Consider the following 20,082-nt stretch of genomic DNA (forward strand, 5'->3'; position numbering starts at 1 on the left):
GACTATGACCTCGTATGCATTATGGGGCCGGTGTTCCCGCACGAAGTGGTCGGGTTCAGCGGCGGCAACAAGTACTTCTTCCCGGGCGTAGCCGGTGCGGACATCTTGAACCTCTTCCACTGGCTCGGCGCGCTGATCACGAACTGGCGGATCAACGGCACGAAACACACGCCTGTGCGCGCCGTGGTGGACAAGGCGGCGGCGCTCATTTCCGTCGAGAAGCGCTGTTTCTGCCTCACTGTCGTGAAGAAAGACACGAAAGCGATCTTCTATGGCGCGCCCGAAGAGGCATGGTCCGCCGCGGCGGACCTGTCCGCGAAGGTCCACATCATACATAAAGGCCATCCTTTCCAGAGCGTGCTCGCGGTGGCGCCGAAGATGTACGACGACATCTGGGTAGCCGGCAAGTGCATGTACAAGCTCGAACCGGTCGTCGCCGACGGCGGCGAGTTGATCATCTATGCGCCGCACGTGCGCGAGGTCAGCGTCACGCACGGCGCGCTCATCAAGCGCATCGGCTACCATTGCCGCGACTACTTCCTCGCGCAGATGGACAAATTCCGCGACATTCCCGGCGGCATTCTGGCCCACTCCACGCACGTCCGCGGAATGGGCGCCTATGAAGGCGGCGTCGAGAAGCCGCGCATCCAGGTCACGCTCGCCACGGGTATCCCCGAGGGCGAATGCCGGGCCATCAATCTGGGCTACCGCGACCCCGCAGGCATCGACCCGGCGGGCTGGATGAACCGCGAGTCCGAGGGCCTGCTGCACGTGCCCGGCGCGGGCGAAATCCTCTACCGCTTGCGCTCGGAAGCGCCGGCGGGCATGTGAACGGAGGAAATGGGCCGGTGAAAGGCGCGCCAGCGAAACGTCTCACGCGGCGCATCGGGCCATTTGCCCTGTGCATCGTATGCCTCGGAGGCTGCTACGAGGCGGAACGGCCCAGCGAATACACACCGAAGACGCAAGCGCTCGATTGCGCGCACAAAGCCACGCTCGCGGTACAGGCGGGCAATCTGGAAGAGGGCTTGGGGCTCTTCGACGAAGCCATCGCCGCCGACCCGAAATATGTCCTGGCGTACAAGGGCAAGGCGGCGGTGCTGGGCATGCTCCAACGTTACGAGGAGGCCGTGCAGGCGCTGCAGCCGGCGCTGCAGCAGGCGCCCGAGGACGCGGACGCCTACCTGGCCCAGGGCATTTTCCTCGAACTGTCGGACCACAAGGCCGAGGCGCGCGTCTGTTACGCCACTGCGCTCGAGAAATACGATGCTCTTTCTTACCGCATGGAGACCGACCTCGACCGTCGGCTGGCTCGCGTGCAGACGCTCTACCTGCTGCGCGGAAGGACGGAAGCCCTCAAGGCGATCAACGAGGTCCTCGAGAAGTACCCGGACAACGAATGGGCAAAATCGCACAAATACCGGATACTCGCGGACCAGCGCGACGCATACCTCAACCCGGCGCTGCCCGCGCAGCCCGCGGGCGAGGCGCCGTCCGGGCCGTGAATCGCGCGCCCAAGGTTGCGCGTGCAGGTTGGCGCCGCAATGCTAAAGGAGAACCGTCATGCCGAAGAATGTCATCGTAGCCCAATCTGGCGGGCCGAGCCCCGTCATCAACAGTTCGTTGCGCGGCGTCGTCGAGACCTGCAAGATGTTTCCGGAAACCTTTGGGACGATCTACGCGGGCTGGCACGGCATCGAAGGCGTCCTGAAAGAAGTACTGCTGGACATCTCCGCGCAGGACGAGGAGGAGATCGCGCTCCTGCGCTACACGCCCGCCGCGGGCGCCATCGGCACCTGCCGTTACAAGCTCAAGAAGGACCGGCCGGAGGACTTCCAGCGCGTCATCGACGTTTTCAAGGCGCACCATATCGGCTATTTCTTCTACAACGGCGGCAATGACTCGATGGACACCGCGCACAAGGTGGCGCAGGTCGCTAAGGAACAGGGACTGGATCTCGTCGCCGTGGGCGTGCCCAAGACCATCGATAACGACGTCGGCGACGCCGCCTTCAAACTCATCGACCACACTCCCGGCTACGGCAGCGTGGCCCGCTACTGGATGGGCATGGTGCAGAACGCGAATGAAGAGAACGCGGGATCATGCCCGGCGGACCCGGTGCTCGTCATGCAGGCCATGGGCCGCAAGATCGGCTTTATCCCGGCGGCGGCGCGGCTCGCGGACCCCAAGCGCGAAATGCCGCTCCAGATCTACCTGGCTGAATCGAAGGTGAGCGCGGAAGAGCTTTGCGACAACGTCAACGATCAGCTCAAGCGCGACGGCCGCTGCATCATCGTCGTCAGCGAGGGCTTTGACGCCGGCGAACTGGGCGAGACAAAAGACAGCTTCGGCCACACGCAATTCAGCGCATCCAAGATCACCGTGGCGCAGAAGGTCGTTAATCTGCTGAACGAGCACAAGCTGCCTGTCCCCGGCAGCGCCCGCGGGCAGGTGCCCGGCACGGACCAGCGCGACACCTGCCTTTACGCCTCCATCATCGACCTCGACGAAGCGTACAAGGTGGGTCAGCAAGCGGCGCTCATCGCCCAGTCCGGCGAAAACGGCTGGATGGCGACGATCCTGCGCGAGCCCGGCATCATCTACAACGTGCGCTATGACAAAGCGCCGCTCGAGCAGGTAGCGAATTCGGAGCGCACATTCCCGGAGGCGTGGATCGCGCCCGGCAAGACGGACGTCACCGATGATTTTGTGCGCTATGCGCGCCCGCTGATCGGCGAGGACTGGGCCAGCGTGCCCGTGGTCAATGGCCGCCAGCGGTTCACCCGGTTCAGACCCGTTTTCGCGGAAAAGAAGCTGCCCGAATACACCCTGCGACCGTCGAAAAAGTGAGAACCGCGAGTGTGGCAAGCAGTGGCACGGCAGCAAGAGGCATGTTATCCTGAGGAAGAAGACCGAGTGTGACGCATGAACCGGCGTGTTGAGCTGGAGCAAGACCCAGGGACCGGCGAATACGCGGCGTGACGTCAGTAGCGTACTTGGGCTGATTACGGACGTCTTCGCGGAAACGAGGTCATGACTGAAATGGCCGCTTGGGAATACAAGACGCTTGCGCTACGAGTGAAAGAGGGCATGTGCGACCCGGAGGCGCTGGATACGGCGCTGAACCGCATCGGCGCGGATGGCTGGGAACTGGTCACCGTGACCTGTTTACAGCACGCAGGCGAAACGACGATGCTCGTGCATCATCTGCGCCGGCCCGGCGAACCTGCGCGCCGCATCGGATTCCACGCGTAACCCAACGCGCTCGTCCTGTGGCCGCGTTCTCGCTCGGCGCTTCGCGTGTCTGGCAGGCCGTGAGTGCGCTATACTGGCGCCATTGAAACGGGTCGCGGCGCCAATCTGGGCGCGCACGGGGGGAAGGACTGGCAGAGAGCACAGGAGCAACGGCGGCTGCCATGTCGCAAGATGCCGCCCACGTCCCGTTAAACTATCGTGAAAATAAAAGGAGCAATTGAAACATGGCACACGCGGACATTGGACTGATCGGACTGGCGGTGATGGGCGAGAACCTCGTCCTGAACATGGAAAGCAAGGGTTTCACCGTCGCGGTATACAACCGCACGGTGTCAAAGGTGGACGCCTTCGTCAAAGGGCGCGGCAAGGGCAAGAAATTCATTGGCTGCCACGACATTGCCGCATTGACGGCCAGCCTGAAGCGCCCGCGCAAGGTCATGCTGCTCGTGAAGGCCGGCCAGGCGGTCGATGATTTTATCGAGAAGCTCCTCCCCCACCTCGAACCCGGCGACATCATCATTGACGGCGGCAATTCGCATTTCCCCGACACAATCCGCCGCACGAAGCTGGTCGAGAGCAAGGGGCTTCTCTACATCGGCACGGGCGTATCCGGCGGCGAGGAGGGCGCGCTGCTCGGGCCGTCGATGATGCCAGGAGGCTCGCCCGCCGCGTGGCAGCACGTGAAGGACATCTTCCAGGCCGTCTGCGCGAAGACGGACGCGGGTGAACCCTGTTGCGACTGGGTCGGCGAAAACGGCGCGGGCCATTTCGTGAAGATGGTCCATAACGGAATCGAATATGGCGATATGCAAATGATCTGCGAGACGTACCATCTGATGCACGCCGGACTGGGCATGAGCAACGAGGAAATGCACCAGGTTTTCGCCGAGTGGAACCAGGGTGAGCTGGACTCCTATCTCATCGAGATTACCCGTGACATTCTCGGATACCACGATGAGGAGGGCCGCAACGTCGTGGACCTGATCCTCGACACCGCGGGCCAGAAGGGTACCGGTAAATGGACAGTGGTGGCCGCGTTGGATGAAGGCCAGCCGCTGACGCTCATCGGCGAGGCGGTGTTTGCCCGGTGCCTGTCCGCAATCAAGAACGAGCGCGTGGCGGCGTCCCGCGTCCTGCGAAGTGACGTCAGCCCGTTCCAGGGCGACAAGCAGGCGTTCGTCGACGACCTGCGCCGGGCGCTGTATGCGTCCAAGATCATCAGCTATGCGCAAGGCTACCAGCTGATGCGGTCCGCGGCCAAGACCTACGGTTGGAACCTGAACTACGGCGGCATCGCGTTGATGTGGCGCGGCGGTTGCATCATCCGTTCCGCGTTTCTGGGAAAGATCAAGGAAGCGTTTGACCGCAATCCCAATCTCGACAACCTCCTCCTGGATCCGTTTTTCGCGGACGCGGTCACGAAGGCGCAGGCGTCGTGGCGTAATGTGGTCACAACCGCGGTAGCCTTGGGTATCCCCGTCCCTGCCATTAGTTCGGCACTGGCCTTCTTCGACGGCTACCGGAGCGAACGGCTGCCCGCAAATCTGCTCCAGGCGCAGCGCGATTATTTCGGCGCGCATACGTACGAGCGCGTCGACAAGCCGCGCGGCGAATTCTTCCACACCAACTGGACGGGCCGCGGCGGTTCGACCGCGGCATCCACGTATGTCGTGTAACAAGTTGCCCGTGCGGCTGAACTTCGAGGTCACTGTCGAGGATTTTGCCGCGTTCGGGCAGTATTTCTACAAACATACGGCCGAAGGGAGACGCGGCATGCGGCGCATGCTCTTCCTCGGCCTGGTGCTCGCGGCGGTTTTCATCTATTCCGAATATGACCGGTTCGCGCGCGGCGGACGCGACACGCTGCAAACGTGGGTCGCGCCCGCCATCGCGCTCGCTCTGTTGTTGGGCGCGTACGGCGCGTACCTGTGGCTGCTGCGGCCCGCGGTCATACGCTGGGCCTGCCGCGGCACGGCGCTGCGCGAAACGCTCGGCCCTACGACGCTGGTCCTCGAGAGAAACGGCATCTCGATAGAGAACGCGCACGGAAAAGGCCGAATCGCGTGGGCCGAAATTCTCGACGCGGCGGAGACGCCGTCCCACATCTTCCTCATCATCGGCCACTTGCGCGCGTTTATCATCCCCAAGCGCGCATTCAACGACGACACGGCGGCCAGTGCCTGCTTCCGCATGGTTCAGGAGTGTCTGAACGAAGCCCGGCCCGGCTGAAAAGGCAAACCCGGCCCGCGCCTAGAGGATGGTCTGGTTCTCGAACCAGGAATGTATCAGCTGGATGAAAAGCTCGGACAGCTTTGTCACAAACCACACGAGAAACTCTTCGACCATCCCAGGAACATCGATCAACATGACTCGTCCCTTCACCTTATGCGCGCAAAACAGCCGGACTCGCGATCGCGCACCCCGCGCAACGAACTGTTCCGGCGGTGCAAGGCAGGAGTCTACCCGCACGTTCGCTTTCTGTCAAGAATCCGGACCCCTTGCGGGCCGGAACCCTCCCGTCTACAGCCGCGCCAGCGCCTTCTTGCCGATGTCGTTGCGGTAATGCGCATCATCGAAGCTGACCTTGCGCACGGCGGCATAGGCCCTGTCGATGGCACGCGGTATGTCGGGCGCGCACGCGGTAACGTTCAACACGCGGCCGCCGCTGGTCAGGAGACGGCCACCATCCCGCCGCGTACCCGCATGAAAGACAATGACGCCGGGGTCCGTTTCCGCCGCTTCGATACCGCGGATTTCCTTACCTTTTTCGTAAGGCCCGGGATACCCGCCGCTGGCCATCACGACGGTCACGCAGGCGCTGTCGTCGTATTCCAGCCGTTCCCGGTCAAGCGTGCCCTCGCAGCATGCCATCAGTACCGGCACGATATCGTTGCGCATGCGCGGCAACACTACCTGCGTCTCGGGGTCACCAAAGCGCACATTGAACTCAATTACCTTCGGGCCCTGTTCGGTAATCATCAGGCCGGCATACAGAATGCCCTTGTATGGCGAGCCCTCCAGAGTCATGCCTGCCACGGCGGGCCGCAGCACCCGGTCCTCGATCTCGCGCATCACCACCGGCGTAACCACCGGCGCGGGCGAATAGGCGCCCATGCCGCCCGTGTTGGGACCGCTGTCATTGTCGCCCACCCGCTTGTGGTCCTGACTTGACGCCATCGGCACGACGGTCTGCCCGTCGCAGAAAGCCAGTATGGAGGCCTCCTCGCCAACGAGGCATTCTTCTATGACGACCTTGGCGCCCGCATCGCCGAAGACCCGGTCGACCATGATCTCACGAATCGCCGCAACGGCGGAGCCCGCGTCAGGACACACCGTCACCCCCTTGCCCGCCGCCAGGCCGTCCGCCTTCACGACAATCGGCATTTCCCTTTCATGAACGAACTCGACCGCGACACCCGGGTCCGTGAATTCCGCATAAGCCGCCGTGGGAATCTTGTGCCGCGCCATGAACGCCTTCGCAAAGGCTTTGCTCGCTTCAAGCTGCGCCGCGGCAGCCGACGGACCGAAAACGGTTAGGCCGCGCGCCGCCATGCAGTCGCTGATACCCGCGGCAAGTGGCGCCTCGGGCCCCACCACGACCAACCCCACGCCGCGCGCCGCGGCAAAGTCGGTCAGCGCCGCAAAGTCATCAACGCCCAAGGCGACGGACTGGCCTTTTCCCAAGCTGTCAACACCGGGACTGCCCGGCGCGCAATACACAGTGTCGACTTCGGGGCTTTGCGCAATTTTCCATGCTATGGCGTGTTCACGTCCGCCCGAGCCAATTATCAAGACCTTCACGCTGTCCCCTTTCCGCTGGTGTGGCACAAGCATGCTGCCGGGGATCTGCTGCAACAGCACCCCGGCGGACTATTCGGCCGGCGGCCCCGTGCGCTGGAAATAAGCCGCCAGAATACGGTCATACTCGGCGGTGCACTCGAACGCCTCCTGCGCGAGCCGGAAACGCATGGCATAGGACACGGCGCCGTCGTGCGCGCGCATTTCGTGCATAATCTGCGGGTACTTGCCGGGATTGACCGCCACTGTTACGTACCGGAAATTCTTCGCGGCGGAGCGTATCATTGCGACGCCCCCGATGTCCGTCTGCTCGAAGACCTCATCCGCCGTGATTTGCGGCCGCGCCACAATTTCATTCAGCGGGTGCAGATTCGCCACGACGAGGTCGATCCAGCCGAAACCATGCGCCTGCAACTGTTCCAGGTGTACCTTGTTTTCGCGGACGCCGAGCAGCCCGGCATGCACCTTGTGGTGCAGCGATTTCACGCGGCCGTCCATGAGTTCCGGCACACCGGTGAATTCCGATATGCTAATCGCCCCGATGCCCGCTTCCTGAAGCACCTTCAGGGTACCCGAGGTGCTGATGATCTCGACCTCGAACTCGCTCAACAGGCGCGCGAGTTCGACGATGCCCGTCTTGTCATGACAGCTCAGGATTGCGCGTCGTATCCGCTGCATATCCCATCCTCCACCCGAAAAAGGAAACGCATCATACGCAATTTCAGACGAAATGTCGAATCCGGTCTCGCGGAGCCCCTGCGTCATCCCCGCACACAAGAATCATGAAGGTATGACGCCCATCTCGCCGGTTGCCGTTTCCTCGACAGGTTTTCTTGACATGCCCCTTTCGCTGTGCTATTTTCCGGTTTTCGGACCGTCGTGCGCCCAGTCTGTGTGGGCGTTTTTGTTGTAAGCAGCCGGGAAACCACATGCCCCATGCATCCCGTAATCCTTGACTTGGGCCCCATCAAGCTGCACACGTACGGTCTAATGATTGCCATCGGGTTTCTGGCCGCCCTCTACTTCATCCGCCAGGATGCTCGCAAGCGCCTCCAGGTCGCGCCGGATACGGTCAATGAACTGGGCTTCTGGATCCTCATCTCCGGGATCTTGGGCACGCGTCTCCTTCACATCCTGCTGTATCCCCAAGACTACAGCCTGACCGACCCGGTTGGATGGGTGGCGCTGTGGCGCGGCGGCCTCGTTTTTCAGGGCGCCTTGCCGACGGCGCTGGCCTATTACTACGTGGCGATGCGCAGGCGCAATCTCCCCTTCTGGGCCGGTCTCGACGTGGCCATCCCATACCTCCCCCTCGCCCACGCTCTCGGGCGAGTCGGCTGCTTCATGTACGGCTGCTGCTATGGCCGGCCAACGGACCTGCCTTGGGGCCTCTGTTTCCCGGCCGGGAGCCCCGCTTGGAACGATGGGCTCCACGCCCTCGACGCGACGTGCACCTTCCCGCTGCACCCCACGCAACTCTACAGCGTCGCCGGGTTGCTCGTGCTCTCGGGCCTGCTTCTCCTCCTGCGGCGGTCCTGGACCCGGTTTGACGGCGTTACCGTCCCGGCATACTTGATGCTCTACGGCGTGTTTCGTTTCATTTTGGAATTCTTCCGGGGCGACAACAATCCCCGCCATCTGGGAAGCCTGACGCTGAGCGACCAACAGGTGATTGCGCTCCTCATGGCCGCCGTGGGCATTGCCCTGTTCTTTGTCCTGTGGCGCTACGGCAAAGCGACGGCCGCGGTTGCGCTCGATTCAGGAAAAGGGAAGAAAGACCGCTGATGTGGCGATTCGTCCAGATTACCGACCCGCATCTCGCCAGTGACCGGGACGGCGTGTGGAACAACCGGTTCCTGTGCAGCATGATGCCCGAGGTCATGGCCTGCCTGGGCCAAGATCTGCGGCGGCTCGAGCCCGAGTTCATCCTGGCTACGGGCGACATCTGCAGCAGGCAGACTCGCGAGGCCATGTTCGAGGCACGCGACCTGATGGATTCGCTGGGCGTGCCCTATTTCCCGGTGGGCGGCAACCACGATTTCGTGCTGCCGGAATCCCGCGCCTGGTTTCTCGAAGCCTTCTCCCGTCATCTGCCTCACCCCCGGACGGTCTATTCCTTCGACTTTCGCGAACTGCATTTCTGCGTGCTCGACCCCTGGTGGCTCTGGAGCGACGGCACGCTCAGCGAGGTGAGCGAAAAGTCCGTGGCGGAAAAAATGGACACGACGCTCAAAGGTGCGCGCTGGGCCATGCCGCCCGGCCAGCTCCAGTGGCTCGAGAACGACCTGGAAAACCACGCGAACACCCCCACGCTCATTGCCGTTCATTATCCCGCGGTCCCCACGCCAGAGCGCATGCGCCGCCCCAATTTCATGGACGGCGGCTGCCTCGAAAACGGCCGCGAACTGCTCAAACTCCTGCGCGCCTACCCGCAGGTTCGCGCCCTCTTCTCCGGCCATGCGCACCTGCACTTCATCGAAGAATGCGAGGGGATCGTCCAGGTCGTCACCGGTTCCCTGCCGGAATTCCCCACCGAATACCGGGATATCCGCGTCTACGACGACCGTATTGAAGTGAGCACACTCGGGTTGAGTGATCCCGCCTTTGCGCGACGGTCCCTCATCGATGGCAAAGACTGGACCGCCGGGGAAGCGCAAGACCGCGCCGCGGTCATTCCCCTGGACTAACGTCCCGCGAGCACCAGCACGAGTTCGCCCCGATCGAGGCGGAACCCGCCCAGCTTGATCTTGCTGCCGCTGGCAAACGTGACTTTCGTCGACAGCGCAATGATGGGCTTCTCTTCCGGCTGGGCGGGCATGAGTTCAAGCCGCAGCGCCAAGGTGAGCCGTGTATCGGCGTCGCGCGAAACCGGCGCCACGTATAGCGTGTACCTTTTGTCGATAGGGATACGCGCTTCCTGGCCGAACGCGATATTCTGATGCACGCCTGCGATCAGATAGAAAGAGTCGAAGGGCAGACTGCCGACCTCGTCGCGAATCTCGTCCAGCCCCGCCCCAAAATACTTCTCCGTTCGCTGTTCCGATACGGCTTGCACCGCCCAAAAGGACAGCCCGGCGGGCGCCGGCTGCTCGGTCACGCCCGCCAAGGTCAGCATGTAGAGAAGGCTAAGGATTCCCATACCAGACATCATCAGGCGCGTTGTTGACCCAGATCACCGCATCGCCATCCTGGCCGATTTGCACGTCGATACTCACGCCGTCGAGTTCCGAGTAGGTGGACTCCACAACCGTCGCCTCGACCCTGCGCGACGGCGCGCTGAAATCCGCGAAGAGCACGTACAACGCCAAGGCAATCAGGATGGCCGCGGCGGACATCGACGCCAAGGCCCAGAACCGGCGCCAGACGCGCGCCGGCGCGTCGTCCAGCCGTTCCCGGATCCCTTCGAAGAAGGAGGGGAACTGGCCATCGGTAATGGTTTCATGAGTGGCCACATCCGCAGCGCCGGCGCGCAGGGTGCGCAATTGCGCCAGGTATCGGGAACAAACCGGACAAGATGCGGCGTGTTCGGCCACGTCCGGCGGCGCAAACGCCATTTCGCCGTCGAAGAAAGCCTCGACTTGATGCAGACGGCGGCACTTAGCCATGTCCTGCCTCCTCCACAACCCCCATCTTGATGAGGGTATTCTGTAACTTCCGGCGCGCATGGTGCAACCGGCTCATAACGGTGCCTATATTGCATCCCATCGTATTCGCCATCTCCTGATACGACAACCCTTGATACTCCCTGAGGAGAAAGGCCGTCCGGTGTTTCTCCGGCAACTGCGCTACCGCCGCCTCAATCGCCGCCCCCAATTCCTGGGCCTGCACCTGCCGCCCCGGATTGGGTATCGCGCTCGGCTGCTCGCCCGCGCCAATCGCGTCATCGAACGGCACCGTCTCCAGGTTGCGCTTCTTAAAGAAGTCCTTGCACCGGTTCGCCGTTATCCGCAACAGCCAGGTCTTGAAGCTCGCTTCGCCGCGAAAATCGCGCAGCGATTTGTACGCCTTCACGAATACGTCCTGCGATATGTCCCATGCTTCCTCGCGATTCTTCACAAAATGGCAGCTCAGCGCGAACACATCGTTGCGATAGCGGCGCACCAACTCTTCAAATGCATACCGGTCGCCGGCCTGCGCACAGGCCACCAATGCCGGGTCTTCGGCATTGCGCGGGTCCGGGCATACTGATTCCTTCGCGGCGTTCATACGACCGGTATCATACAGCATCGTCGTGCCGCACCACATGCCCGCTTCCCGTATTCTGGATTACGTTCACGGACAGGACGAATTTGCCGGGCCGCTTATTCATTTCCTCCCGGAACAGGCAGTCACGGGTCCCAAGACGCGCTCCTCCTTCCCCTATTCACACCGGTACACCGCCGTCCCCCGCTCCGGAATCACATCCCGCCATTTGTGGCCTTCCTCACACGACAGCGGGAAACGGGCGGGCGGCGCCAGGCGCGTCACCGCATCCAAGAATTGTGGCCAGACCAGAACCGTGCTTCGGGACTCGTTGGTCCCCTCGCCTCCGTGCACGAAGACAAAACTGCCCGCAACGGCCACATGTCCCGGCGTCTCGCGATACCGGTGTCCCCCTCCTTGCTCCAGCGCAAACCGCAAAACAGCCAACGGTACCTGCGGCACGGCGCAATAGATTACCGTTCCTGGACCTTCCCGGCGCGCTGCGATGGCGGTTTCGCCAGACGGGGTGTATGCAGCGAGTCTCTGCACATCGGGGTTTAAGATTATCAGACGCGGTATATGCGTATTTTCAATTAATTTAATCTGTTCTTGATTGTTTTCAAGAATAAGCTCCTGCGGAGTTCCGTCCAGTCGCGCTTCCACCGCGAAACCCGTTGCCGCGCCCACCCGCGTCACGTCCGGGCCCGCCGGCCCCATAATGCCCGGTGCGTAAACCCAGACCACGGCCCCTCCGCGCTTGAGTACCTCGTTCGCCGCCTCCTGCGCGGCCCTGTCGAGCGTGTAGGCATTGGGAAAAACCAGCAGCCGTACCGTCTCGGGCAGGCGGGCCGTGTCACACGTCAGATAGTAGCCGACAGGCGCACTCAGCAGACCCAGCTCGTGACGCTGCAGCCCCAAGCTGCATAGAAGCACGGGATGGGTATTGTCGGTCAGGTACGCAACAGCCTCTTCGTCCACCACAAAGGCGACTTCCGGCCGGAAAGGCGGCGCGCCCCGCAGTTCCGCGGCCACGCGACGGGCCAGCCCGGTGCTCTGCCAGAACACAGGGTCGTTCCAACGTCCGTCGGAGAGCAGGTCGAAAAACCAGAATCCGCACCGGTGCATGAGGAAGTTTCCGTAATTGCGTCGCGTGACCGCCAGCGTTTCTTCCATTGATTGGGTTCGCCGCTCCCAACCTGGCGCGACCACCCCTTCGGGCGGCGGCTGGGACAGGTGCGTGTAGGTGTCCTCTTCCATGATAGCGAGCTTGCCATGCAAGGCGACCGAGTCCACCGGCAGGTGAAAATGCCCCGGTTCGCCCACACCACGTTCAAAATAGGAATAGGGTGCGTGGATGAGGTCAATCGCGTCCGAAGCAAGCAACCGCCCGAAGGCCAAATGCCCTGAATGGGCCAGCGCGCGCGGACCGTTGTGATTCAACTCGAACGTATAACCGTAGAACGCGCCGGTCAGCACCCGGCCTTTGGAGGCTTCTTTGACCGCGCGTCCGAAGTGGATTATGGCATCGGCCATCATCTCGCTTTGGAACCATTGCATGTCCATGCAGGCCCGGTGCTTTTTGGGGTCGCGAAAGATGCCCCACGCCGCCGCTTCGCGCTGTTCCGGCGTAGCAAAGGTCGCGGTGTCCAGCGAGACCTGCGGGTCGTTCCAGGCCTGCCGCAGCGCCTTGTCACGCCGGTAGCGCTGCCGCAGCCATTTGCGGAACGCCGCGAGGTTCGCGGGGGAATAATCCATGAATTCCTCCGTGCGCGGATAGAACCACTCCCCCGTTTGCAGATACGCGAACATGAGACCGACAAACCGTTCCGCGTGCGGCCCCTGCGCAATCAGCTCCACAAGCTGCCGCAGCTGATCCGCGACGGCTTCGCGCCAGATTTCGCTCGACGGCGAGGCCATATCGAGCCGTTCGCCATCCGCCGTGGTAATGCACTCATCCGGATGTTGTTGAAGCCATTCCGCGGGCGCCCCCAAGCCGATTCGCGGGTAGAAATAACCGTTCGGACAGGCCCCGCAAAACGCATCCATTACGCCACGGATGTCGTCCTTGGAACTGCGCCAAGGGAGCGCCAGATTGAAGCTGAAGAAGGGGATGTCCGCATTGGCCGCCAGACACAGTTCCTGAAACAACACGTCATCCCGTCCAAACTGGTTATTGGCGGCGAAGAAGATCGGGGCGTACACCTGGCCGTCTACGAGAATCGCGGGTGCGCCTGCCTCGCCCGAGCGCACCACGCATCGCGGCATATCTTGGGCTGAAGCAGCCTCCAAAACGGCAAACACGGACGCGAGCAGCAGAGACCCGGTCTTCATGAGGTGCGTACGAGAATAAAGTCGACGAGCCCTTCCATCGATTCCCGATACGGGCTCGGCGGCAGTTCCGCGGCGCGCTCGACGGCCAATTCCGCGAAACGCCGGGCATCCGCCTCCGTGCGCTCGCGCGCGCCGGTGCGCGCGACGGCTGCGCGCACCCACGCCTGGTCGCTTTCGGTCAACACGGAGTTGCGCATGGCGTCCAAGCGGGCGCATTCATCCAGACTCAGGCCATCGCGCATGTACAGGATGGGAAGCGTACGCTTCCCCTCGACGATGTCGCCGCAGGCGGGCTTGCCGAGTTGCGCGGCCGTCTGCGTTACATCGATGAGGTCATCGATGATCTGGAATGCCGTGCCGAAGGCCATCCCGAATTGCTGGAGCAAGACGCCGTATCGGGACATGACAAGGCAACTGACGCCCGAACACGCCTCAGCAAACAGGCTGGCTGTCTTGCTCTCGGCGAGGCTCAGGCAATCCTCTCTCGAGAACGGTTCGCCTTCCCGTCTGAAATAGGTCAACTCTCCCTCGGCCATGCGCCGCAGGCACGCGATCGCCCGGGCAATAACCAGACAGCAATCGTAGCTCGCGAGGAGGTCGATGGCCCGCGCTACCAGATAGTCGCCGCCGAGCACAGCGGCATGGTTGTCCCACAATACGTTCAGCGCCGAAGCGCCACGCCGCAGCACGGCCTTGTCGATTACGTCGTCATGCGCCAGGGAGGCGAGGTGCAGAATCTCGTATGCGGCGGCCAGCGGGGCATAGCGCGCGATTTCGCGCTCGCCCATGGCGCCCGCGCCCAACAAGCACAGCGCCGGGCGCAGCAGCTTGCCGCCCGCGGCCGGCCGCTCCGTCACGGGCAAGCGGACCAGGCTCAAGGCGTCGCCCCAGATACATGCGATAGTCTCGCGCACCTGAGCCAGTTCGTGCTCGATCGGGCGGTAGAGGTCGGGGAGGTTTAGGGTCGTCTTCACGCGCGATATCTTAGCATAGAGGCCCCGCGGAGGCACAAACGTGCAATGATTGGCCTGCTGCCGCGCGTCGGAGTACAATGCCCCGCGAAAATGGGAGTTGTACGCCGTGCTCCGCGTCTGCGTCATCGGAATGGGCCCCATCGGCAACAGCCATGCCCGGCATTATCAGTCGCATCCTTCGTGCGAACTGGCCGGCGTCTGCGACATTCTCCGGGAACGCGCCGACACCGCCGCATGCCGGTTTGGCGTGCCCGCGTTCTACGACGCCACGGAAATGCTCAAGGCTCTGCGCCCGGACCTCTGCGGCGTCTGTACGGGCGGTTTCGAGTACGGCAGCGACCACTACGAACCGACGATGCAGGCGCTGGACGCCGGCTGCCACGTGCTCGGCGAGAAACCCATCCACAACGAAATCGGCAAAGCCGAAGAAATGGTCCGTTTCGCGCGAGAGAAGCGGCGCTGTTACGGCATCAATCTGAACCACCGGTTCACGCCGCTGGCCCGCACCGCCCGCAAATGGATTGACGAGGGCAGGCTCGGGCATCTCCTTTTCATCAACATGGCCATGTGGATCGGGAACCCGGCTGAAAGCTCGCCCTGGTTCCAGATCAAGGCGCTGCATCCGCATACCATAGACGTCATGCGCTACTTCTGCGGCGATATCGCGTCCGTTCAGTGCTTCGCCACCAAGGCGCCCGGACGGTCCATCTGGTCCACTGCCCATTTCAACTTCAAGTTCGTCAACGGCGCCGTCGGCGGCCTGACCGGCAGTTACGACATTCAGCGCGGCCACCCCATGGAACGTTGCGAAGTCGCGGGAACCGGCGGCCGCTTCGTGCTCGAAGACCTGTTCGACGAACTGACGCTGTACCCGGCGGGCAACATCGAAAAGACCGTGATCTCGAACACGGTCTTCGGCACGATCGCCGAAAAGTCTTTCGATGACACCTTTCGCAACCGGATCCACCGTTTTGTGGAGCAAGTGGCGGCCAGCTGCCCGCCGGAAGACATCGATGGTTCCGGCGCGGACGCGCTCGCCGCACAGAAGGTGCTCGCCGCCGCCATCGAGTCCATTGAAGAAGATGCCGTCGTCCATCTCATCTGACCGGAGCCTCTTCCATGCTGCCAGACGCCGCGGATGAAATCGCCGGGGCCATTCTCCAGGCGCGGGCGCTCCACTTCCGTCACGCCGCTATCGAGACGGCAGGCTTATTCTGGGCCGCAGTCGAATTGTTGATTCTATACGCGGTTCTGGTAGCGCGCCGTTACCTCGGCGAACACCCCTTGCCCGCGGCGCTCGCTCTCACTCGAACCGAACGCCGTCGCGCCTGGGTCTGGGCCTGTGTGTTCGCCTGCGTTTCCGCGTTGCTGTACGCCCGGCACACCGTGCTCACGCCAGTCCATCGTCTGCTGGAATCGGCGGAAACCGGTGTGACCCTTGCCTCCGTTTCGTCCGCGTACGGGGAACGGGTCCACGAACACCTGGCGATCTGGGCCGCATTCATTACGCTCTGGGTAGTCCTCGAAATCCTCATCGTCTACCATGGCTGGCGCGCCTTCTGCCTGCTGCGCGCGCGTATACGGAGACCTCATGCGGAGACCGTCTGACGTCCGGCCCATCATCACCCTGGCGCTGCTTGCCCTCGCGCTGCTCGTGCCATGCGTCCTGTTCGCCGCTGCAACGCCCGTATCCGGTCCGCTGCTTGCGGCGTTCGCGCAAGCGGAATCCGCGTGTGCGCCGCACCGGAACGCCGTGTATTTATACCTGCGCATCGCCGGCATTGCCTGGATCCTCGTCGAGTGGGGCGCGGCAGTCGTGCTGTGGCGCAGCTGGCGGCTCCTGCGCGCCGCGCAAAGGAACCGCACGTCATGAACGACTGGGTCACCTGGCTGGGCGCACGCTTCTCGCCGGAAGCCTACCTTTTCTGGACTCGCATCCAATGCCTCGCCTGGAGCTGCGCGGACCTCGCGATTGTGTTCTACTGCGTCCGGATAGCCAACCTTGCCCGAACCGTCGCCCAACAACCCCGGCACCGGGTCCCCTATCTCATTCTGGCGGCCACGGCATGTTTGTTGCCCACTGTTGCGCTGGCCGTCACAGGCATGCAAATCTTCCTGATCGAACTGCTCGTGACCGTGCCGCACTTCGTGCTAATCTTGTACCTCATAGCATCCAATCTCGCCGTTGCGCCGCAGGCGCTCGCAAAGCTCCTGAAAGGCGCCGGCGGCGTTGAAGGATGCGCACAATATCCTTTCAATGAACCGGAAACTGAGGGGTGAGCGTGGTCAGCGAGGCGAACAAGAGGCCGCGTGTCAACATCATCCTGCACCTTATTGGCCGGCTGGTGATGTGGGCCGCCGGCTGGCGCATTGAAGGCAAGGAGCCGGACTTGGCCAAGTACGTGGTGATCGTGGCCCCCCATACCTCGAACTGGGACCTGCCTTTATTCTTGTTTGCTTCGTTCGTTGAGCGCATCAAGGGAGACTGGCTCGGAAAGCACACGGTCTTCTGGTGGCCCCTCGGGCCGGTGCTGCGTGCTTTCGGCGGCATTCCGCTAGACCGCGGCTCCTCGCGCAATCTGGTACAGCAGGTTGTCGACGAATTCAATGCGCGAGACAGGATGATTCTGGGACTGGCGCCCGAAGGCACGCGTTCGAGAATGCCGTACTGGCGTTCCGGGTTCTATCACATCGCTCTGCAAGCGCAAGTGCCCATCGTTCTGATCTTCGCCGACTACGGCCGGAAGGTCTGCGGCTGGGGCCCCACGATTTATCCCACGGGCGACATCACCGCGGATATGGACCAGATTCGCGGCTTCTGCAGCACGATCACCCCGCTCCGTCCTGACCAGGTCGGGCCCATGCGGCTGCGCGAGGAAAAGGACCGCACGCCCGACAGCACCGCCTGAACGCCATTATCCGGCCGTTTCGCGGGCCAGCCTGTGGAGGATCTCGATACCGCGCTTGATCGTCTCGTCCGGCGCGGCAAACGAAATCCGCAGGTGCGTGTGCTTGTCGCTGAACACGCTTCCGGGGATGATGAGCAGGTTGTTTTCGATAGCGCGCTTCACGAACGCGTCGCCGTCGCTGCCGGGCGATCTCGGAAAGATATAGAACGCGCCCCCGGGTTTGGTCACCTCGGTGATTTCCTTGAGACCCGCGTAGATCAGATCACGTTTGCGGCGGTAGGCCTCCACTTTGGCCGACATGTCCGCGTCCAGCGCGGCGACGGCTGCCTTCTGCGCAAAGGAAGGCGCACACACGAATGAATACTGCTGGAGCGTGTTCATCGCCTGGATGACTTCCTCCGGGCCCGCCGCATAGCCCACGCGCCAGCCGGTCATGGCTGCGTTCTTCGAGAATCCATTGAGGAGCAGCACGCGGTCATGTAGTCCGGCCATGGTCGCGGGCGGCGCGTCATAGCTTAACGACTCATAGATCTCATCCGAGATCACAAGCAGATTATGTTCCCGCGCCACAACCGCCAGCGCGCGCAATTCGTCCTGGCTCATCGTGACGCCTGTCGGATTTGCAGGGGTATTGATGATCAGGAGTTTCGAGCGCTCCGTGACCGCCGCGGCAACCGCGTCCGCGCGCAATTTGAAGTCGGGATAGGTGTCAACCATCACCGGCTTCCCACCGAGCAATCGCGTCAGATGCTTGTACATCACGAAGTACGGGTCCGCGAGAATGACCTCGTCTCCGGGGTTCACCGTTGCGAGCAAGGCAAGAAACAGGCCGCCGGAAACGCCGCTCGTGATCATGACATTGTGCAGCGGCACGCCGAATTTCCGTTCATAGTAGGCCGACGCCGCTTCGCGCAATTCCTCGATGCCCCACGTCTGCGTATAGGAATTGAAGCCCGCGCGAATGCTCGAGACGGCCACCTCTTTGACCGCGTCATCCACGTCATAGTCCGGCTGTCCGATGCTCAGATTGACCGGATTCGTCATTTTCGCGGCCAGCGCGAAGACCTTGCGAATGCCGCTCGCATCGATGCAATTCATACGTTCCGCGAGATAACTCATGAAGCAGTCTCCTTATGCCCTGACGTGGGCATCCCCGCGCGAAGAGAGCGAATTATAACGGCCGCGCCGCGGGCGCCGCAACGGGCGGGCGACGCGGCTTCGCGTTACACCCAGCCCAGCGTCACCGCGGTGGTGGCCAGCGTCAGCACGAGCAGGAACCCGCACATGTCCGTGAGCGTGGTCAAAATGGGCGGCGCACCCAGCGCCGGGTCCATGCCCGACCAGCGCAACGCCAGCGGGATCAGCCCGCCCAGCGACACAGCCACGAGCGTATTCAAAGCGAACGCGGCGCCGATAACCAGCCCAAGCACGGGCGTTTCGTGCCAGAGGCCGAAGGCCAGCACGCCGAGCAGGCTTCCCAGCACAATCCCGTTCAGCACGCCTACGGCCACTTCCTTCGCCAGGACCAGCATATAGTCGCTGGGCCAAATCAGGCCAAGCGCCAGTTCGCGTATACTGACCGCCACCGCCTGGTTGCCGCTGCAGCCGGACATGTTGCAGATGACGGGCATGAAAAACACGAGCGCGAAAACGCGGCTGACCGTGCCCTCGAACCACAAGATCACGCTCGCCGCGGTGATACTCAGCGCCATGTTCAGCAGCAGCCACACAAGCCTGCGCGACGCGCGCTCCCGCAGGGGCATGGAACGCAGTTCCTCGCCCGTGATGATACCGCTGTAGCGCAGGAACGCCTTCTCCTGTTCCTCAAACAACGCTTCCTCGACCGCGGCGCGCCGCACCACGCCAATGACTTTCCCCTCTTCATTCGTGACGGGGACATTCCAGAACGTCCAGCGTTCAAAGAAGTCGTCCAGTTCCTCCATCGGCGTGTCGGCCAGCACGTAAATCGGGTTCACGATCATGACGTCGCGGAGTTCTCTTTCGGGCTTTGCCAGCAGGAGGTCGCGTATCCGCACTACGCCGACGAGGGTCCCGTGTTCTGATTCGACATAGACATAATGCACGCCGTAATCGGAGTATTTGTCCCCATTTTCGCGCATATCCTGCAACACATCCGCGACGCGCATGGTCTGCGGATAGACGACGAAGTCCGTCGTCATGATGCCGCCCGCCGTGTCGTCGGGGTATTGAAGCAAGCGCCGCGCGTCCGCCGCTTCCTCGGGCGCCATCTCACGCAGGATGGCCTCGGCGTCCTCCTGGTCCATTTCGCCCAGGATGTCCGCCCGGTGGTCGCTCTCCATCTCCTCCACGATGTTCGCGGCGTGCTCGACCGGCAGTTCTTCGATCAGGTCCGCGGCGTGCGCGTCCGCCAGCTCTTCCATGAGGTCCGCGGCACGTTCCGGGCCGACGACTTCGAACAGAGCGGACCGTTCCTCTTCCTCGAGGCGGGACAGCACGCGCCCCACCTCGCCTGGCGAGAGTCTCGCCAGCAGCGCGGCGACTTCTTCGCCTTGCTGCGCGCGCAGGAGCTCTTGAAGCTCCTTCCAGGGCGCCTCGATGTCCATTTCAGCCATGGTCCGCAACTTTCCTGCCGCTGATGCTGCCGCTACGTG

The 20,082-nt window shown here is 62.7% G+C and carries 22 protein-coding genes; 13 read left to right on the plus strand and 9 right to left on the minus strand.

Annotation, left to right across the window (positions count from 1 at the left end; all coding sequences use genetic code 11):
* From KA184_16930 to KA184_16955, 6 genes are all read left to right on the plus strand, one after another.
* A partial coding sequence (locus tag KA184_16930) for a DUF2088 domain-containing protein (protein MBP8131266.1) occupies positions 1-831 on the plus strand: 831 nt, incomplete at its 5' end.
* Between the two features lie 17 nt (positions 832-848).
* Positions 849-1,505, plus strand: a complete 657-nt coding sequence (locus KA184_16935; protein MBP8131267.1) for a hypothetical protein — start codon at positions 849-851, stop codon at positions 1,503-1,505.
* Positions 1,506-1,563: 58 nt separating this feature from the next.
* Positions 1,564-2,850, plus strand: coding sequence for a diphosphate--fructose-6-phosphate 1-phosphotransferase (locus KA184_16940; GenBank protein MBP8131268.1), 1,287 nt, complete (start codon positions 1,564-1,566; stop codon positions 2,848-2,850).
* 183 nt (positions 2,851-3,033) lie between these two features.
* Positions 3,034-3,255, plus strand: coding sequence for a DUF4177 domain-containing protein (locus KA184_16945; GenBank protein MBP8131269.1), 222 nt, complete (start codon positions 3,034-3,036; stop codon positions 3,253-3,255).
* A 224-nt stretch (positions 3,256-3,479) separates the two neighbouring features.
* A complete protein-coding gene (gnd, locus tag KA184_16950) occupies positions 3,480-4,931 on the plus strand; it encodes a decarboxylating NADP(+)-dependent phosphogluconate dehydrogenase (GenBank protein ID MBP8131270.1) in 1,452 nt (483 codons plus the stop codon).
* On the plus strand, positions 4,921-5,484 hold the full coding sequence (locus KA184_16955; GenBank protein MBP8131271.1) for a YcxB family protein: 564 nt from the start codon (positions 4,921-4,923) through the stop codon (positions 5,482-5,484). The genes gnd and KA184_16955 overlap by 11 nt, the downstream gene beginning before the upstream one ends.
* A gap of 291 nt (positions 5,485-5,775) precedes the next feature.
* Here the strand turns inward: KA184_16955 and purD are convergent, their stop codons facing one another.
* Positions 5,776-7,056, minus strand: a complete 1,281-nt coding sequence (gene purD, locus KA184_16960; GenBank protein ID MBP8131272.1) for a phosphoribosylamine--glycine ligase — start codon at positions 7,054-7,056, stop codon at positions 5,776-5,778.
* Between the two features lie 69 nt (positions 7,057-7,125).
* Positions 7,126-7,731: an IMP cyclohydrolase gene (locus tag KA184_16965; protein MBP8131273.1), complete on the minus strand. Its 606-nt coding sequence runs from the start codon at positions 7,729-7,731 to the stop codon at positions 7,126-7,128.
* Positions 7,732-7,989: 258 nt separating this feature from the next.
* On the opposite strand from KA184_16965, the gene lgt reads away from it, so the two are divergent.
* Together lgt and KA184_16975 are read left to right on the plus strand one after the other, a co-directional pair.
* Complete coding sequence (lgt, locus tag KA184_16970) at positions 7,990-8,838, plus strand: prolipoprotein diacylglyceryl transferase (protein ID MBP8131274.1); 849 nt, start codon at positions 7,990-7,992, stop codon at positions 8,836-8,838.
* Positions 8,838-9,740: a metallophosphoesterase gene (locus KA184_16975; protein ID MBP8131275.1), complete on the plus strand. Its 903-nt coding sequence runs from the start codon at positions 8,838-8,840 to the stop codon at positions 9,738-9,740. The genes lgt and KA184_16975 overlap by 1 nt, the downstream gene beginning before the upstream one ends.
* On the opposite strand, the gene KA184_16980 is transcribed toward KA184_16975, so the two are convergent.
* The 5 genes from KA184_16980 to KA184_17000 form a co-directional block, all read right to left on the minus strand.
* Positions 9,737-10,192, minus strand: a complete 456-nt coding sequence (locus KA184_16980) for a hypothetical protein (GenBank protein ID MBP8131276.1) — start codon at positions 10,190-10,192, stop codon at positions 9,737-9,739. The two genes, KA184_16975 and KA184_16980, sit on opposite strands and share 4 nt — an antisense overlap.
* Positions 10,179-10,658, minus strand: coding sequence for a hypothetical protein (locus KA184_16985; protein MBP8131277.1), 480 nt, complete (start codon positions 10,656-10,658; stop codon positions 10,179-10,181). Before KA184_16985 ends, KA184_16980 begins: the two co-directional genes overlap by 14 nt.
* The gene (locus KA184_16990) at positions 10,651-11,259 is read right to left on the minus strand and encodes a sigma-70 family RNA polymerase sigma factor (protein ID MBP8131278.1); all 609 of its coding nucleotides are present in this window, start codon (positions 11,257-11,259) and stop codon (positions 10,651-10,653) included. The genes KA184_16985 and KA184_16990 overlap by 8 nt, the downstream gene beginning before the upstream one ends.
* A gap of 153 nt (positions 11,260-11,412) precedes the next feature.
* Complete coding sequence (locus tag KA184_16995; protein ID MBP8131279.1) at positions 11,413-13,566, minus strand: beta-galactosidase; 2,154 nt, start codon at positions 13,564-13,566, stop codon at positions 11,413-11,415.
* Positions 13,563-14,540, minus strand: a complete 978-nt coding sequence (locus KA184_17000; protein ID MBP8131280.1) for a polyprenyl synthetase family protein — start codon at positions 14,538-14,540, stop codon at positions 13,563-13,565. The genes KA184_16995 and KA184_17000 overlap by 4 nt, the downstream gene beginning before the upstream one ends.
* Before the next feature lie 106 nt (positions 14,541-14,646).
* Here KA184_17000 and KA184_17005 point away from each other — a divergent pair, with 106 nt between their 5' ends.
* The 5 genes from KA184_17005 to KA184_17025 are packed head-to-tail and all read left to right on the plus strand — an operon-like array spanning position 14,647 to position 17,449.
* Complete coding sequence (locus KA184_17005) at positions 14,647-15,645, plus strand: Gfo/Idh/MocA family oxidoreductase (protein ID MBP8131281.1); 999 nt, start codon at positions 14,647-14,649, stop codon at positions 15,643-15,645.
* A gap of 14 nt (positions 15,646-15,659) precedes the next feature.
* Positions 15,660-16,148: a hypothetical protein gene (locus KA184_17010; protein ID MBP8131282.1), complete on the plus strand. Its 489-nt coding sequence runs from the start codon at positions 15,660-15,662 to the stop codon at positions 16,146-16,148.
* Entirely contained in the window at positions 16,132-16,413 is a 282-nt protein-coding gene (locus tag KA184_17015) for a hypothetical protein (GenBank protein ID MBP8131283.1), read from the plus strand. Before KA184_17010 ends, KA184_17015 begins: the two co-directional genes overlap by 17 nt.
* On the plus strand, positions 16,410-16,820 hold the full coding sequence (locus KA184_17020; protein ID MBP8131284.1) for a hypothetical protein: 411 nt from the start codon (positions 16,410-16,412) through the stop codon (positions 16,818-16,820). Before KA184_17015 ends, KA184_17020 begins: the two co-directional genes overlap by 4 nt.
* A complete protein-coding gene (locus KA184_17025) occupies positions 16,817-17,449 on the plus strand; it encodes a lysophospholipid acyltransferase family protein (protein MBP8131285.1) in 633 nt (210 codons plus the stop codon). The genes KA184_17020 and KA184_17025 overlap by 4 nt, the downstream gene beginning before the upstream one ends.
* A 6-nt stretch (positions 17,450-17,455) precedes the next feature.
* Here KA184_17025 and KA184_17030 read toward each other — a convergent pair whose 3' ends face one another.
* Together KA184_17030 and mgtE are read right to left on the minus strand one after the other, a co-directional pair.
* Positions 17,456-18,568, minus strand: coding sequence for a pyridoxal phosphate-dependent aminotransferase (locus tag KA184_17030; GenBank protein MBP8131286.1), 1,113 nt, complete (start codon positions 18,566-18,568; stop codon positions 17,456-17,458).
* Between the two features lie 104 nt (positions 18,569-18,672).
* The gene (gene mgtE, locus KA184_17035) at positions 18,673-20,043 is read right to left on the minus strand and encodes a magnesium transporter (protein MBP8131287.1); all 1,371 of its coding nucleotides are present in this window, start codon (positions 20,041-20,043) and stop codon (positions 18,673-18,675) included.
* Between the last annotated feature and the right edge of the window lie 39 nt (positions 20,044-20,082).

Source organism: Candidatus Hydrogenedentota bacterium (assembly GCA_018005585.1).
Lineage (GTDB): Bacteria > Hydrogenedentota > Hydrogenedentia > Hydrogenedentales > JAGMZX01 > JAGMZX01.

Bases quoted from the DNA above. Each gene is read 5' to 3' on its own strand.
- lgt (MBP8131274.1), top strand. From the start codon at position 7,990: ATGCATCCCGTAATCCTTGACTTGGGCCCCATCAAGCTGCACACGTAC.
- KA184_16990 (MBP8131278.1), bottom strand. From the start codon at position 11,259: ATGAACGCCGCGAAGGAATCAGTATGCCCGGACCCGCGCAATGCCGAA.
- KA184_17015 (MBP8131283.1), top strand. From the start codon at position 16,132: ATGCGGAGACCGTCTGACGTCCGGCCCATCATCACCCTGGCGCTGCTT.
- KA184_16945 (MBP8131269.1), top strand. From the start codon at position 3,034: ATGACTGAAATGGCCGCTTGGGAATACAAGACGCTTGCGCTACGAGTG.
- KA184_16995 (MBP8131279.1), bottom strand. From the start codon at position 13,566: ATGAAGACCGGGTCTCTGCTGCTCGCGTCCGTGTTTGCCGTTTTGGAG.
- KA184_16955 (MBP8131271.1), top strand. From the start codon at position 4,921: ATGTCGTGTAACAAGTTGCCCGTGCGGCTGAACTTCGAGGTCACTGTC.
- mgtE (MBP8131287.1), bottom strand. From the start codon at position 20,043: ATGGCTGAAATGGACATCGAGGCGCCCTGGAAGGAGCTTCAAGAGCTC.
- KA184_17030 (MBP8131286.1), bottom strand. From the start codon at position 18,568: ATGAGTTATCTCGCGGAACGTATGAATTGCATCGATGCGAGCGGCATT.
- KA184_16965 (MBP8131273.1), bottom strand. From the start codon at position 7,731: ATGCAGCGGATACGACGCGCAATCCTGAGCTGTCATGACAAGACGGGC.
- KA184_16985 (MBP8131277.1), bottom strand. From the start codon at position 10,658: ATGGCTAAGTGCCGCCGTCTGCATCAAGTCGAGGCTTTCTTCGACGGC.
- KA184_16940 (MBP8131268.1), top strand. From the start codon at position 1,564: ATGCCGAAGAATGTCATCGTAGCCCAATCTGGCGGGCCGAGCCCCGTC.
- KA184_16980 (MBP8131276.1), bottom strand. From the start codon at position 10,192: ATGGGAATCCTTAGCCTTCTCTACATGCTGACCTTGGCGGGCGTGACC.
- KA184_17020 (MBP8131284.1), top strand. From the start codon at position 16,410: ATGAACGACTGGGTCACCTGGCTGGGCGCACGCTTCTCGCCGGAAGCC.
- KA184_16975 (MBP8131275.1), top strand. From the start codon at position 8,838: ATGTGGCGATTCGTCCAGATTACCGACCCGCATCTCGCCAGTGACCGG.
- KA184_17010 (MBP8131282.1), top strand. From the start codon at position 15,660: ATGCTGCCAGACGCCGCGGATGAAATCGCCGGGGCCATTCTCCAGGCG.
- gnd (MBP8131270.1), top strand. From the start codon at position 3,480: ATGGCACACGCGGACATTGGACTGATCGGACTGGCGGTGATGGGCGAG.